A 14007-nucleotide genomic window follows, 5' to 3' on the forward strand; every position below is an offset into this window, starting at 1 on the left:
GAAATTACGTTGATCGATATTCTCGGCACCGAGTCGGATGAGGTGCTTGAGAAGGTACAGTTCAAAATTGAGAAAAGTAAAATTTACCAAAACCTAGATATTTTGGACGAAAGAGAGCAAGAGGTCATTAAAGGACGGTTCGGGCTCGATCAGGGCGGCGAGGAGCGTACGCAGCGCGAAATCGCCAAGGAGCTCGGCATCAGCCGCTCCTACGTGTCGCGCATCGAGAAGCGGGCGCTCATGAAGCTGTACCATGAGTTTTATAAGGCGAAGCGGTGAAACATAAATTCATCTAATGCAGGCATACTGGTGATGCCCGTCAAAGCGAAACCGCTTTGACGGGCTCTTTCTATTCCTCTGAGATGGGCAGAAAAAGCAGGGTAAACGGCAAATTGCTGCCGGAGGCGGGGGATAACCAAATTTCGACTTTCTCCTCCTGATCTTTGGTCCGGTACAAAACCGTGGCACTTTGCTGGGATCCGCTAGACTTAATATCGACGACTTGCCGGTTGACCCTTGCCGAACCAAAGTATCTTCCCCCTCGAGGGTTAAAGGCGATCAGCGTACCTGGCGAGACGCGATTCAAGGTGATTTTGTACAGCACGCCATAATTGCCGGAGTTTATAGCGACGCTGTTAAGTATCCCGTCCATCCCCTCCTGAAAAGGATCACTAGTGTTATCGGTGAGCGGCAGGCGTTCCGGTTTTTGTCCAACGATACCGTCATATGTGAACACACGGGTTGAATCTGCAAACGTTCCGCGGACGATCGACTCGAATGGGTTCAAGTCAGGCAGGAAGGGCAGAGCCGCGATCGGGTCTTGATCAGCCCGGACCATCAACATGGTGTATTCGATCGGCCCGTCACTGGTCAGATCGGCGTTCAGCGATACGACATCTCCGGGAGCAGCAACGGCGGCATTCAGTTGAGGGAAGAGAGCAACGCTCTCGCCAGGCGCAATTTGCCCGCTCGGCAGCTCATTCCCGGTTAAGGTAGACTGCAAATACCTTGCTCCAGCCATCCGTCCGGTCAACTCGGGAAATGGAGACGGTCCGGCGAAACCTGCATTTTCATACTGAATCGAAACGGCCGTGTCATTCCGATTGGTCGCAATCAAGTAAAATCGAGCCTTGGTATTGAGGCTGTTTTTGTGATGAATCATCAGGCGGGTTGGCCCGGAAATGGTGTCCCGATACAAAATTCCTTCCTCATTGACTGATTCAGGTCCGCTGGTGCGGAATAAAACATATGGCTCGGTCGCGTAAGTATACGGCAGTGACGCATAGGATAAAACCATGTCATTGATATCGATAGAGCTTCCCGGCGGAGCGATGCGCATGCCATATTCTTCCTTGCTGTACATCACGTCGGATGTAATCTCGATTTGCTTGCTGTAAGTCGAGGTTAGCCCGTGCTTGTCTTTCACCGTAAGCTTGATTTCGACCAAACCGGCTTCGAAAAAGACGGGTTCGTTGTTCCCCCACTCCCGGCCGGTGATCGCATTTTCGTCATCGGTACTCTCGTCATAGATCGTCACCGTTTCACCGATCCGGTATTGATCCTTATCCGTTCTAAAATAAGCTTTTGGAGGTTCATTCTGCGGCTCTTCCGTAACGGTTCCGGAACCCAAGCCACCGGGGGACAGCGTGATTCGATCTCCATCGAGCGTATAAGGGATCCGAAAGGCGGCCGTCAGCGAGGTGATCGGGACCATAAGGACGCCTTTGTCTACGTAGGCTTCGCCTCTCATCATTTGTTGGCTTTCGTTGACTTCGTACGTCTTCGTATGTACCCGGTACCGGGCCACAGTATTGTTTGAGGCTGCGCTGATTTCTTTGGCAACCGCATCGTAGGTAACCGTATAACCCAGGAAGCCGGCGAGGGAACGGAGACTGACATAGGTAACTCCTTGCCTCACCACCGTGGTGCCGCTTAAGGTATGGGCGGCTCCGTTACTCTGGATCCGGTTGCTGTTTAAATAGAGGATCGTTTTTGCGGAGCTTTGGTCTGTCTGTGAACCGGACTCTATCTGTGAGGTTTCTGCGAATGCAGAAGGTACTTCATAAGAGGCCAACAGAATCGAGGCGATGAGCAGAATTGCTTTTTGCATTTTCATGTAAGTGTCTAACTCCTTAATGGATTGTAATAATGGATTGTTATACGGCGCTTAGGTCATTTTGCGGCAATGATGGCCGCGCCCAGAACGATGACGGCGGCCCCGATCCAGCGGTTCAGCGGGACGCTCTCGCCGAAGACATACCATGCGGCAAAAATTCCGACCGCATAAGCCAGGCTTTGTAAAGGGTAGGCAAGACTCAAAGGCAATCGGGAGAGCACGATGAACCACAGTCCGGTGGCCAGGGCATATAGCGCAATCCCGAGCAGGATCAATGGCGAGAACAGGACCGGAAAGAGATTACCGATGCGAATGCCCCCTTGCTGCTGCAGACCGATTTTCCAAGAGATCTGCCCGGCAACAAGGAGAATGATATTGAGCAGAAGCATCAAGTACGCCATGACAGCGAATCACCTCCGTAATCTGGGCGTCGAGCTCTTTCATGCGCTGTTCCTGGAGGCCCAGTGTTTGGGTCAAAATAATGACCCGGTGCGTGAGAGATGAGACGGCCATCGTCAGATGGAGCAGAATGAACAACACGGCAACCACGCTTAGAAAATAAAGCAGGGATGGAGGATAATAAATATGAATCCACCGTGCGACTTCGTCGAGAAAAGACGGAAACAGGGACAGCGCCATCATGACCGAGCTCAACAGGAGCCAGAGAAGCGCATATTGCTCCCGCAGTTTGCGCTTACGGATCAAAACCAAGATCGTGCAGGCGAACGCTAGGCTGATGCAAAAACTGATGAGGTAAATATTAAGATTCATAGCGATTTTCCCACGCTTTTCTTTTCATCGTTTTCATTAGCAGGACGGATAGGATGACTTTGGACATGTAGTACACAGACTTTAGCGCCGATATGCTCGACACGCCGCCCTGACGCTCATTCATGACGACCGGGATTTCGGTAAAAGACAACTCCCGGTTGTAGAGCAGCATCAGTGCCTCTACTTCGGGATAATCGGCCGGGTACTCCCGGGCAAACAGGGAGATGGCTCGTCTTCCGCACAAACGGTAGCCAGAAGTAGGGTCGGTAACAGTCCTTCCGGTCAATCGGCTCAGGAGGGCCGACAGCAGACCGATACCCATTTTACGGGCAAAGGTGGACTGAAAGCCTTGCTTGGTGATAAACCGGGAGCCGATCACCATGTCGGCTTTGGTATCGAACATGGCGAACAGAAGCCGGCCCAGATCGGACGGATTATGCTGTCCGTCGCCGTCAATTTGCACGGCATAATCGTAATGATGCTCCGCCGCATAGCGGTAACCGGTCTGAACGGCACCGCCGATACCCAAATTGCAGGTGAGGTCGATGACGTTGACCCCGGCTGCCCTCGCAATTGGGCCGGTCGCGTCATTGGACCCGTCGTTGATGACAAGAACGTCTGCGTAAGGCGTTTCCCGGCGGAGCCGGTGAATGACCTGCGCAATACCCTCGGCTTCGTTATAGGCAGGCACGATGACGAGAACCTTGAAGGGTTGTTTACGGATTTCCGCTCGGCTCGGCATGAGAAACGTCTCCTTTCTGTGAACGGGATGACGGTTTGGTTAATTTAATCCATACCCAACGGAGGATAGCCACACTAGTCACCGCATCCATCATAATGATCAGCGGCATGGCGGTGTAGTTATAGCGGTACTCGGGCACGAAAGCCAGGCGGGTGACCGTCATGACTGCCACGATCAGCGCAAGCAGCGCCAGAGGCTGCTTCCACCTCCGAAACGTTGCGATTAAGGCTATCGGGCAGAACCATACAAGCGCCATATGCAGCAGGCTGCCCAGCGGACTCGGAAGCACCCGGTATAGCGGGCCGTGGCCGGCGCCGAAAAACATATTCGTATAAATGTACTTGAGCTTTCCGACGGTGTACCATTTGATGAATACCCAGGTATGCTGCGTAAAGCCGATTTTCAGCCGCTCTTTGGCGACTTCCATCTGGGTTTTGCCATGCCGGTCCACCAGGCCGTCTTCGTAGTTTTTGTCCGGGTAGGTGCCCGCCGCAAACGGATTAACCTGGGTCGAAGCGACAACCACCTCATGCAGAGAAACGATATTACGGATCACCCACGGCGAGAGGACAATGCCCGTTCCGATGCAGGCGAGCAGCAGCAGCTTTAGCGTAAGGCGAAGTTCCTTTATCCGGAGAAGATGGAATACGTACACCGGCACGATCAAAATCAGAAACTCCGGCCGGGTCAGAATTAACAGGCCCATGACGCTTCCGCTTAGCAAAGCGACAGTCCGCGTCTTGTTCTCAAAGGCAGCCAATTGCAAACGAATATAGAGAATCAGGAAGAAGCAGGCCAGAGTTTCCGTGAGAACGGCTCCGTTGCTCCAAATAAAAGGCGGATATACGCTGCTGATCAGCAAAACAACCATGGCTGCCTTCGTTCCGCCCAGCTTCCGTGCGATCGTGTACATCAGCCATAGAGTGACCAGACTAAGACCGAACTGGATATAGCGAATGTACGGGAACGGGTCATGGTTCCGGTAATCTGCCAGCTTGTACACAGCCGCCATAAACAGAGGGTATCCCGGGGTAACCTGAGCGTTCGGCTGAGTGTCCTTGTAGGCGTAAATGCCTTTTTCCAGCAGCTGTCGGACCATAACATCGTAATGTAAGGTGTCGTGCGGGGTATGGTGTTTCACCGAGACTAGGAAATCGAGCCGCAAATAAGTTGCAAGTGTGAAGATCAGAAAGATCAACATGATGAGCATCGGCTTCTTATAAGCGGGTGAAACTTTGGAAATGATCGCGTTCATTCGAGATTCGTACTCCTTCCTCTATCTATAGACATGCAAAGTCTCGGACGATACGACCGATGACAGATGTCCTTATGTTGAATCCAAGAGTACCGGAGACTTCTTAACGGAGGACTACTCAAATGCTTAACAAATGCTTAAGTATTTTAGCGGATATTGGTGATTTTTACCGAATGAATGGCGGAATGTGAGCGCAAAAAAGCTCCCGCCTAGCGGCGGGAGCTGTCATGACGGAACCGCGGCGGGAAGCCGGGTTTCAAATACCGTCCGTTCGGTAGAACTCTCTACGGAGATTTGTCCTCCGTGTACCTCGATGATGCTCTTTGTGATCGCCAGTCCGAGCCCGGTGCCGCCGGTAGCTTTGGAACGAGATTTTTCGACGCGGTAGAAGCGTTCGAATATATACGGAAGGTCCTGCTTCGGAATCGGTTCTCCGTAATTGCAAATGCGCACGCGGGCATGCCCTTCCTCCCGAGCAATATAGATGTCGATATACTTGCCGCTGCTTCCGTATTTGATCGCATTGGAAATCAGATTTTCATACGCGCGCACCAGATGATCCCCGTCGGCACGTATCGTCACCGGCCGTTCCGGGGCGTGAATTTGAAGTGCCATGCTTGCCTTCTCCAGGCTGGGAACGAATTCTTCGGCCAGCTGCTGAAAGAACCCGCCCACATCCAGCTCTTGCAAATGAAGGGGCATGCCGTTGTTAATCCGGGTGTACTCGAAGAGATCTTCGACGAGCTTTTTGAGGGCGAGTGATTTTTCGTAGGCGATATTCATGTAATAGCGGAGCTCCACCTCATCGGTATAACGATCCTTATCGATGATTTCCAGGAAACCGAGAATGGTGGTCAGCGGGGTCCGCAGGTCGTGGGAAACGCCTGTAATCAATTCGTTCTTCGTTCTCTCGGCGTTTCGCTCTTCCTGAATGGAACGGTTTAGTTGTTCGCTCATCGCGTTGATGCTGTCTGCAATCCGGCCGAGCTCGTGGTTCTCCCTCACCGGGATTTGGTAATCAAAATGTCCCTTGGCAATTTCGGTCAACCCATGATGGATTTCTTCAAGATAAGAGTGTATCTGTTCGGATAAGCCGTTGATGTTCCCTGCGATGGTACCAAGCTCATCGGCGGTTTTTACATCAGCGGAAACGTGAAGCCTGCCGCTCGCCATATCCTCCAGAACAGCGGCAAGTTCCTTGGCATTCCGAACGAACGGCCGGGTGGCGGATATGTAGAGAAACACAAAAAAGCCTGCTCCCAATACTACGGCGGTAGGCTGGGAACCGATATGGTTGATCACCCATCTGAGGGGCGCGTTATAAGGCTGATACACGATCAAATAGGAGGCCAGCAGCCAACCGAGCAGAACGAACAACAGCGTTAGCCCGATACAACCGACGAATACCGCAAGGAACTTCCACCGTATGCCGATGTATACCTTGCTCTTCATGGCTGCTGCACCTCCTTCGTCGATTTCATTTTGTAACCGATGCCCCAGACGGTTTTAATGAAAGCGGGGTTCTGGGCGTCTTTCTCGATTTTTTCGCGGAGTTTGCGAATATGGACCATGACCGTGTTTTTCGATTCCATGAATGGCTCGTTCCATACTTCCTCGTAAATTTTGTCCATACTGAGCACGATTCCTTGGTTGAATGCAAGCAGTTTCAAAATTTCAAACTCACGGGGCGTCAGCTTCACCTCTTGGTCGTCAACCGTCACGGTATGCGTTGCGGTGTTTATCACCAAGTCGTCGATTACGATCTCATTTTCGGCGGGAACGCTGCGGTAGTTTAACAGCTTGTACCGCCGGATCTGAGATTTGACCCGGGCGACCAGTTCCAGAGGATTGAACGGCTTAGTGACATAGTCGTCGGCACCGATACTGAGGCCTGAAATTTTATCGATATCCTGGCTTTTCGCCGACAGCATAATAATCGGGGTATTGTTCTCCTCGCGGATTTTCATGCATGCTTGGATCCCGTCCATTTCGGGCATCATGACATCGAGAATGATCAGATCCACCGGATGGCTGCGCAGGATGTCCAAGGCTTCCAGGCCGTTAGCGGCTTTATACAGAACGTATCCTTCATTCTTAAGATAAATTTCGATCAGCTTAATGATTTCTTTCTCATCATCAACGAGAAGAACGGCTTCTCTGGACATGCGGGATTTGCACCTCTTTGAGTAATATAAAACTAAGAGCAAGTCATTAAATAAGATCATACACCAAAACTCTTAACATAAAGGTCATGAATTTCTTAACATTCGCTTAAGATCCTGATTTTTTCGGGGTTACATATTTAACCAAGCGGCGGACAAAATACCTTGTACATTACTTGCGGTCACGAAAGGTAAGAAACATGAACAACTCGTCCATCTCGTTCGTGCAATTGGTTATGATCATGATGTTGAGCACCGGATTGATGAACCATGTCATCATAATTCCCATTCTGGTGGATACGGCCAAGCGCGATGCATGGATTTCCGTTTTAGCGGCCGGGGGATTGGCGTTTGTTTGGATCGGACTTTTGTATCTGGCGATAGCCAAAATGGTTAAGCAGCATGTTTTTCAGTGGATAACGCGTACGTATCACCCGGTCGCCGGACATATATTGGCGATTATCGCTTGCATTTACATGCTTGTCTTATGCGGGATCACGACGAGAGATACCGTAACGTGGATTCGCCTTACGTTCTCGCCGCAAACCCCGAATGTAATTATTGCGATCATACTCGTCATCGTATGTGCGGCCAACGCCTATATGGGGCTCCGATCGCTTGCCAATACGGCCGGAATATTGCTGCCGTTTGTCGTCCTACTCGGTTTTTTCGTTATGCTGGCTAACGTTCCTCATAAAAATTACACGCTGCTAAGGCCGTTCCTGGAGCACGGCATGCAGCCGGTTTGGGACGGAGCGGTTTATGCGGGCGCCGGATTTGTAGAAGTTATCATGATTCTCTTTGTATATCATAGGATTCGTTCCAAAATTTCGTTCGCTTCGTTAATGCTGCTTATGTTTATTCTGATCGGTCTGACGCTCGGGCCGTTAATGGGAGCCATCATCGAGTTCGGCCCCGACCAAGCAGCCAAGCTCAGGTATCCCGCTTATGAAGAGTGGAGGCTCGTCATTATCGGCCAATACATAGAGCATGTAGATTTTTTCAGTATATATCAATGGTTTTGCGGCGCGTTTTTAAGAATTTCTCTGACGATGTATTTGATACTCGAGATCTTTAGATGGAACGGCAAATTCAAAGTTTGGGCGCTTGCGTTCATCACCTCCGCCATGGTTTACCTTTCGGTAATGCCCGTCAGCGACCCGTTATTTTTAGATGCGTTAGCCCATTATGTGCTGCCGTGGATCGTTTGGACGATGATCGGATATTCGCTCGTTATTGTGATACTCATATATGTTCCGCACTTGAGGAGAGACGCCAAATCATGATCATGACCGATAGCGCGCAGCGCTTCCCGATCAGCGAAGAAGACGTCCGGCGATTGTTTCAGAATAGCTCCGATATCGAAATGATAAAAATCGTCTTGCCGCAGGGGGATGCGGAATTAAGCGTGCTGCTTGTATATTGCGCGGGACTTTGCGATACCTCCGGGTTGTACAAGCAATTTGTGCCGATCCTGAAAAAAGCGGCCGAGCGCTTTTCTTTATCCGATCCTGACGAATTGGAGAAACATGTGCCGTATCTTATGGCCCCTCTCTCAACGGAAAATTTGAAATCCGAATTGACGAACAAAGTATTGGAGGGCGATTTGATCTTACTATTCGAGACGTCCGACCAAGTATACGCGGTTAAAATGGGGGATCCGCCGAAGCGGAATCCTGACGAACCGAATACCGAAGTATCGACGAGAGGGCCGAAAGACGGATTTACGGAAGAAACGATGACGAATATCGGATTGATCAGAAAGAGACTGAAGACAAATCAGCTCGCGGTTGAAGAGCATATCATCGGCAGCCAAACGTCAACGAAAGTGAGTCTTTTATATTTACAGCACGTCATTGATCAAGCGGTACTGCGGGAAATACAGACTAAAATCAAGAGCATCCGGGCGGACGGAATAATCAGCAGCACACAATTGGAAGAATTATTGACGGGCTTTTCGTTGTTTCCGAAGTATTCCTATACCGGAAGACCGGATTTTGCCGTGAACTCGCTCATGAACGGAAGATTCGTACTTTTTGCGGAAGGATCCCCGACCGCGATCATAGCGCCTGTCAATTTCAGCTTCCTGCTCAATACTTCCGAAGATGCGCACATGGTTAACAGCTTTGTCATGTTTATCAGACTGTTAAGAATCCTCGGGATAATCATATCGCTGTTTTTGCCCGGTTTTTTCATAGCGCTGCTTACATTTCACCAGGACCAGCTGCCCTTCACCTTATTGGCTACCTTGGTTACGGCAAGGCAGGGGGTTCCGTTTCCTGTCCCCTTGGAAGCTCTTATCATGCTGATCCTGTTTGAAATATTTCGGGAAGCGGGAATGCGCCTTCCGTCGGCGTTCGGCCAAACGCTGTCCGTAGTCGGCGGCCTCATTATCGGACAAGCCGCCATAAGCGCCGGCATTGCCGCACCGGGAACAACCGTAGTCATTGCCATTTCCGTGCTTTCCACCTTCTCGCTGGTCAATCAGTCGCTGGTGGGGGTTGTGAGCCTCATACGCATTTTTGTATTGATCGTCGGCGGCATTTTCGGCTTGTTCGGCGTACTGGTTTGTCTCATGGCCGTAGTTCTGTACATGGTCAACCTGCGTTCCTTCGGCACGTATTATTTGTCCCCCATATCGCCGCCGTCGGCGCGCGATCTTTACAAAGTCATCGCGAGGATGCCGTGGGGGAAGAAAAACTGATTTCTTTCGTATCGGCGAGAGGAGTGTAACGAAAATGAAGCAACTCCGAAACGCGTTACTATTTCCGCTGTTAGCTTTTATGCTTTCCGGCTGCTGGGGAGCTAAAGAAATCGAGCACATGATCTATGCCAATTCGATCGGATTCGATTACGAAGGCGGTAAAGTCGTTCTTTACATACAAATGATCAGTTTCAGCGGGATTGCAAAAAGGGAGCAGGGATCGGAGTCGGAGGAACAAAAAATTTACATCGGCAAAGCGCAAGGAGATACGGTCGACGGCGCATTTTTCAACTTGTACGCCTCGAGCCAGCAAAGAATCGCATGGAGCCACGTCAGGTCTCTCGTGTTCAGCGAGGCTGCTTTAAAAAAAGGGATCGTAAACGAAGCGCTTGATGTGTTCGATCGTTATTACGAGTTCAGATATACCGTATGGACATGGGCTGCCAAAGATCCGATCGAAGAAATATTTGCGACCCCGTCGAACGTGCAGCTGTCCGTGCTTTATTCGAAACTGAACAATCCGAGCAACGCTTATGAGCAAAGCTCCGTCGCCGCCCCTTTGTATTTGTACAAATTTATTTGGCAATGGAAAGAAAAAGCGGATACGACTTTATTGCCCTATCTCCAGATTGTACATGACAACTGGATGGATAACAAAGAACGTTCCCCCAAATTGCGTACGGGCGGAGTATGCTTCTTGCAAAGCAAGGAACTGAAGGGATGCTTGCCGCGCCGGCATATATTAGGGCTGCGATGGCTTAACGAGAAGACGGTCCGGGCCCATGTGAGCCTAAAGAACGGCGACTCTAAAGGCGGTTCGTTGGTGGCGATGTTTACAATGGAAGAAGTTAAGCCCGAAATTATACCCGAGCTCGAGGGCGGGAGAGTTCGATTTAAAATAAAAGTGTCTGCAAGCGGAAGCCTGCCCAGTTAAGCCAATCCGTATCCGATCGAAAGCTCGAGAGAATGGCGGCTGCGCAAATCAAGAAGGAGATTATGTCGACATATCTCAAAGGGCTGGAAATCGGCGCGGATGTGTACCGCCTCTCCGACGAGCTGTACAGATCGGATGCCGCCGGATGGAAAAAATTCGAGCGGAGCGGTCATGTTCCTCTGGACAAGGACAGTATTTCGATTGATGTGAAAGTGAAGCTCGAAAGCGGGGGAATCTCCAAAGTAAGAAGCACAAAACGGGACTGAGTTACATGAATTTACAAAACATACAAGTCCGAGCCGCAGGTCATAATGAATGTAGCGGTATGTTATGACAACGGTTCAAGGAGGCTTGTAAGCATGGCAACAGCGGCAAAGAAAAAATTCGGCTTAACCCCCAAAGAATACCAATCGATCGCAAAAAAGAACGAGCCTGCCCGCCCTCTGTTAAAAAATATAACCCGCGCCTTCGTGGCGGGGGGAATCATCTGCGTCATCGGACAAGTTATTTCTACGTTGTTCGTAAAGTATGCGGATATGACGAAGGAGCAAGCGGGGCTTCCTACGGTCGTCATCTTGATATTGCTTTCGGTCATTGCAACCAGCTTTGGGGTTTACGATAAGCTCGGGCAATGGGCCGGCGCCGGATCGGCCGTTCCCGTCACCGGCTTTGCGAACTCGATGTGCTCCGCGGCCATCGAACATCGAAGCGAAGGCATCGTGCTCGGCGTATCGACCAAAATGTTTAAGCTTGCAGGCTCGGTCGTCGTGTTCGGGACCGTCGCCGCATTCGTAGTGGCCGTTATTCATTGGATGATCGGCACGGGGGGGCAGCAGGGATGAAGCTCGGCGAACAAACCTGGTTGTTCGAGAACGCCCCGATCATTCAAACGAGCGCTTCCGTCGTCGGTCCGGACGAAGGAGCCGGACCGCTGGCGAACGATTTCGACATTGTTCATAGCGATTTGTATATCGGCGAAAAATCATGGGAATGCGCGGAACGGAAGCTGCTGGAGCAAGCCGCCATGCTGACGGTCCAAAAGGCGGGCCTTGCGATTGATGACGTAGACTTTTTTGTCGGCGGAGATTTAATGAACCAGATCGTGAGCGCTACGTTCTCCGCGCGTTCGTTCGGCATTCCGTACTTAGGCGTATTCGGTGCATGCTCGACGTCGATGGAAAGCTTGGCCATCGCGTCGCTGCTCGTCAACACGGGCAACGCGGACCGGGTTATCGCGGGGACGACCAGCCACAACTGCTCCGTCGAAAGACAGTTCCGCTATCCGACCGAATACGGCGGGCAGAAGGTGGAGACGGCGCAAAATACGGTTACGGCCGCAGGCGCGGCGCTTGTGTCGAAAACCGGGAACGGACCGAAAATCACCGCCGCGACCATCGGGAAGGTGGTCGATATGGGTCTGAAGGATCCGAACAATATGGGCGCCGCCATGGCTCCTGCCGCCGTAGACACGATTATGGCCCATTTGAGGGACCGGGGCGTATCGCCCGGATATTACGATTTGATCGTAACCGGAGATTTGGCGGCGTACGGCTCTCAAATCGCCCGGGAATTGTTCCAAAAATTCGGGGTTCCGATCGAAGAAACCGTGTATGACGACTGCGGACTCATGATATACGACCGGGAAAAGCAGCAAATGTTTGCCGGGGCGAGCGGGTGCGGCTGCTCCGCGGCCGTTACGTACGGGCATCTGCTGAAGCGCATGGAGCGCGGGGAGTTGAAACGGATGCTCGTCGTCGCCACCGGCTCTCTCCATTCTCCGGTAACGTATCAGCAGAAGGAAAGCATTCCTTGCATCGCTCATGCGGTAGCCTTTGAAAGCGGGGAGGTGCAATGATGAACGCGGTTCTTCCTTTTGTATGGGCGTTTCTTGTCGGAGGGGCCATATGCGTCGTGGGGCAGCTCATGTTCGATGTGCTGAAACTGACGCCGGCGCACACGATGGTAACCCTTGTCGTCATCGGAGCCATATTGGACGGCGTAGGCTTGTACGATCCGCTGATCGAATTCGCCGGAGCGGGCGCTACCGTGCCGATCACCTCGTTCGGCAATCAGCTCACTCACGGTGCCTTGACGGAGCTTGGGCAGACGGGCTGGGCCGGGTTGTTCGGAGGGGTGTACCACTATACTAGCGCCGGAATTACGGCCGCAATCGTATTTTCCTTCTTCGCCGCCCTGCTGGCAAGGCCGAAGGGCTAACGCAAGCTGCAAAACCTCGCGATGCTTCGCGAGGTTTTTTTGCACTTGCAGGAAAAAATGTAGCGCATATGGGTATACGGCGACCTTTTCCTTCTAGTAATATGGACATGAGGACGTTTTATTTACAGGGGAGGCAACCGGAAATGGAAGCGCTTTTTCAAGAGGATGTTCTAATGTTGAATGAACTGAAACGCAATTTGGAATCGTGCATATACGGCAAAAGCGCGGAAATCGAGCTTCTTGTAACGGCGCTCATCGCAGGCGGGCACGTGCTGCTGGAGGACGTGCCGGGCACCGGAAAGACCGTACTGATCAAAGCGCTCGCCAAATCCGTCAATACGGAGTTTCGCCGCATTCAATGCAACCCTGACTTACTGCCTACCGACATTACGGGTGTGGCCATATATCATCCGAAGAATGAACGGTTCGAATACCGGCCCGGTCCGATTATGACGAACATTTTATTAATCGACGAAATCAATCGCGCGACGACTAAGACGCAATCCGCGCTGCTGGAGGCGATGGAGGAGCATCACGTCACGGTCGACGGCGAGCCGCACCCGCTGCCGCAGCCGTTCCTGCTGCTCGCAACCCAAAATCCGATCGATTTCGAAGGGACGTATGTGCTGCCGGAAGCGCAGATGGACCGGTTTATGTTCAAGTTTTCGCTCGGCTATCCCGATGAGGGCACCGAACGCCGTATGGCCCAAGTGCAATCCAAGGCGCGTCCGCTCGACGCGCTGGAGCCCGTGACGGATACGCAGCGGCTGCTTCAAGTGCAGCAGCGCGTCCGGGACATCCATGTCGACGAGAACGTGACCCATTATGCGGTGAACATCGTCAGGAGCACGAGAGAAAACCGGCACCTGCTGCTTGGCGCAAGCCCGCGGGCGACGCTTGCGCTGATTACGGCCGCCAAAGCCTGCGCCTTGATTCAGGGCCGGGATTACGTCATTCCGGACGATATCAAAAAGCTGGTGCCTTACGTGCTTGGACACAGGCTGGTGCTGGAAACCGAAGCGAGAATGGAAGGAGTTACCGTCTCCTCCGTATTGGACGCCGTATTGCGCGAATCCAGAGCGCCTGTCAGGCTGGAGCGTTAACGC

16 protein-coding genes are annotated in these 14007 nt (G+C 51.8%); 9 read left to right on the forward strand and 7 right to left on the reverse strand.

Annotated elements, in window-relative coordinates; genetic code table 11:
• Positions 1-279 (forward strand): sigma-70 family RNA polymerase sigma factor (locus tag PT964_RS21990; RefSeq protein ID WP_274365510.1); only part of this gene is annotated, 279 nt, incomplete at its 5' end.
• Positions 280-349: 70 nt separating this feature from the next.
• Here PT964_RS21990 and PT964_RS21995 read toward each other — a convergent pair.
• The 7 genes from PT964_RS21995 to PT964_RS22025 form a co-directional block, all read right to left on the reverse strand.
• A complete protein-coding gene (locus PT964_RS21995; protein ID WP_274365511.1) occupies positions 350-2116 on the reverse strand; it encodes a copper amine oxidase N-terminal domain-containing protein in 1767 nt (588 codons plus the stop codon).
• 56 nt (positions 2117-2172) lie between these two features.
• A complete protein-coding gene (locus tag PT964_RS22000) occupies positions 2173-2517 on the reverse strand; it encodes an EamA family transporter (protein WP_274365512.1) in 345 nt (114 codons plus the stop codon).
• Positions 2417-2887 (reverse strand): DUF2304 domain-containing protein, encoded by a 471-nt coding sequence (locus tag PT964_RS22005; RefSeq protein WP_274365513.1) that lies wholly within the window; start codon positions 2885-2887, stop codon positions 2417-2419. Before PT964_RS22005 ends, PT964_RS22000 begins: the two co-directional genes overlap by 101 nt.
• Entirely contained in the window at positions 2877-3629 is a 753-nt protein-coding gene (locus tag PT964_RS22010) for a glycosyltransferase family 2 protein (protein WP_274365514.1), read from the reverse strand. Before PT964_RS22010 ends, PT964_RS22005 begins: the two co-directional genes overlap by 11 nt.
• Entirely contained in the window at positions 3604-4884 is a 1281-nt protein-coding gene (locus PT964_RS22015) for an ArnT family glycosyltransferase (protein WP_274365515.1), read from the reverse strand. The genes PT964_RS22010 and PT964_RS22015 overlap by 26 nt, the downstream gene beginning before the upstream one ends.
• A gap of 225 nt (positions 4885-5109) precedes the next feature.
• Positions 5110-6336 carry a sensor histidine kinase gene (locus tag PT964_RS22020; protein WP_274365516.1) on the reverse strand — a complete coding sequence of 409 codons (1227 nt, stop codon included), beginning with the start codon at positions 6334-6336 and terminating at the stop codon, positions 5110-5112.
• Positions 6333-7049, reverse strand: coding sequence for a response regulator transcription factor (locus tag PT964_RS22025; protein ID WP_274365517.1), 717 nt, complete (start codon positions 7047-7049; stop codon positions 6333-6335). The genes PT964_RS22020 and PT964_RS22025 overlap by 4 nt, the downstream gene beginning before the upstream one ends.
• 197 nt (positions 7050-7246) lie before the next feature.
• Between PT964_RS22025 and PT964_RS22030 the strand changes: the two genes are divergently transcribed.
• The 8 genes from PT964_RS22030 to PT964_RS22065 all read left to right on the forward strand — a co-directional run bounded on the left by PT964_RS22030 (position 7247) and on the right by PT964_RS22065 (position 14004).
• The gene (locus tag PT964_RS22030) at positions 7247-8332 is read left to right on the forward strand and encodes a GerAB/ArcD/ProY family transporter (RefSeq protein WP_274365518.1); all 1086 of its coding nucleotides are present in this window, start codon (positions 7247-7249) and stop codon (positions 8330-8332) included.
• Positions 8329-9750 (forward strand): spore germination protein, encoded by a 1422-nt coding sequence (locus PT964_RS22035; RefSeq protein WP_274365519.1) that lies wholly within the window; start codon positions 8329-8331, stop codon positions 9748-9750. The genes PT964_RS22030 and PT964_RS22035 overlap by 4 nt, the downstream gene beginning before the upstream one ends.
• A 34-nt stretch (positions 9751-9784) precedes the next feature.
• Positions 9785-10684 (forward strand): Ger(x)C family spore germination protein, encoded by a 900-nt coding sequence (locus PT964_RS22040; RefSeq protein WP_274365520.1) that lies wholly within the window; start codon positions 9785-9787, stop codon positions 10682-10684.
• 62 nt (positions 10685-10746) lie between these two features.
• The gene (locus tag PT964_RS22045; protein WP_274365521.1) at positions 10747-10950 is read left to right on the forward strand and encodes a hypothetical protein; all 204 of its coding nucleotides are present in this window, start codon (positions 10747-10749) and stop codon (positions 10948-10950) included.
• Between the two features lie 93 nt (positions 10951-11043).
• On the forward strand, positions 11044-11526 hold the full coding sequence (gene spoVAC / locus PT964_RS22050; protein WP_274365522.1) for a stage V sporulation protein AC: 483 nt from the start codon (positions 11044-11046) through the stop codon (positions 11524-11526).
• Positions 11523-12539 carry a stage V sporulation protein AD gene (spoVAD, locus tag PT964_RS22055; protein ID WP_274365523.1) on the forward strand — a complete coding sequence of 339 codons (1017 nt, stop codon included), beginning with the start codon at positions 11523-11525 and terminating at the stop codon, positions 12537-12539. The genes spoVAC and spoVAD overlap by 4 nt, the downstream gene beginning before the upstream one ends.
• Positions 12539-12901: a stage V sporulation protein AE gene (gene spoVAE / locus PT964_RS22060; protein WP_274365524.1), complete on the forward strand. Its 363-nt coding sequence runs from the start codon at positions 12539-12541 to the stop codon at positions 12899-12901. Before spoVAD ends, spoVAE begins: the two co-directional genes overlap by 1 nt.
• 143 nt (positions 12902-13044) lie before the next feature.
• Entirely contained in the window at positions 13045-14004 is a 960-nt protein-coding gene (locus PT964_RS22065; RefSeq protein WP_274365525.1) for an AAA family ATPase, read from the forward strand.
• Positions 14005-14007: the final 3 nt, after the last annotated feature.

The sequence above is a fragment of the Paenibacillus thermotolerans genome (genome assembly GCF_028745515.1).
In the GTDB taxonomy this organism is placed as follows: Bacteria; Bacillota; Bacilli; order Paenibacillales; family YIM-B00363; genus Paenibacillus_AE; species Paenibacillus_AE thermotolerans.

Excerpts from the sequence above, each read along its gene's own strand:
- PT964_RS22065 (WP_274365525.1), top strand. The coding sequence starts at position 13,045 with ATGGAAGCGCTTTTTCAAGAGGATGTTCTAATGTTGAATGAACTGAAA.
- PT964_RS22035 (WP_274365519.1), top strand. The coding sequence starts at position 8,329 with ATGATCATGACCGATAGCGCGCAGCGCTTCCCGATCAGCGAAGAAGAC.
- PT964_RS21995 (WP_274365511.1), bottom strand. The coding sequence starts at position 2,116 with ATGAAAATGCAAAAAGCAATTCTGCTCATCGCCTCGATTCTGTTGGCC.
- PT964_RS22005 (WP_274365513.1), bottom strand. The coding sequence starts at position 2,887 with ATGAATCTTAATATTTACCTCATCAGTTTTTGCATCAGCCTAGCGTTC.
- PT964_RS22030 (WP_274365518.1), top strand. The coding sequence starts at position 7,247 with ATGAACAACTCGTCCATCTCGTTCGTGCAATTGGTTATGATCATGATG.
- PT964_RS22010 (WP_274365514.1), bottom strand. The coding sequence starts at position 3,629 with ATGCCGAGCCGAGCGGAAATCCGTAAACAACCCTTCAAGGTTCTCGTC.
- PT964_RS22000 (WP_274365512.1), bottom strand. The coding sequence starts at position 2,517 with ATGGCGTACTTGATGCTTCTGCTCAATATCATTCTCCTTGTTGCCGGG.
- spoVAE (WP_274365524.1), top strand. The coding sequence starts at position 12,539 with ATGAACGCGGTTCTTCCTTTTGTATGGGCGTTTCTTGTCGGAGGGGCC.
- spoVAD (WP_274365523.1), top strand. The coding sequence starts at position 11,523 with ATGAAGCTCGGCGAACAAACCTGGTTGTTCGAGAACGCCCCGATCATT.
- PT964_RS22020 (WP_274365516.1), bottom strand. The coding sequence starts at position 6,336 with ATGAAGAGCAAGGTATACATCGGCATACGGTGGAAGTTCCTTGCGGTA.
- PT964_RS22040 (WP_274365520.1), top strand. The coding sequence starts at position 9,785 with ATGAAGCAACTCCGAAACGCGTTACTATTTCCGCTGTTAGCTTTTATG.
- PT964_RS22015 (WP_274365515.1), bottom strand. The coding sequence starts at position 4,884 with ATGAACGCGATCATTTCCAAAGTTTCACCCGCTTATAAGAAGCCGATG.
- spoVAC (WP_274365522.1), top strand. The coding sequence starts at position 11,044 with ATGGCAACAGCGGCAAAGAAAAAATTCGGCTTAACCCCCAAAGAATAC.
- PT964_RS22025 (WP_274365517.1), bottom strand. The coding sequence starts at position 7,049 with ATGTCCAGAGAAGCCGTTCTTCTCGTTGATGATGAGAAAGAAATCATT.
- PT964_RS22045 (WP_274365521.1), top strand. The coding sequence starts at position 10,747 with ATGTCGACATATCTCAAAGGGCTGGAAATCGGCGCGGATGTGTACCGC.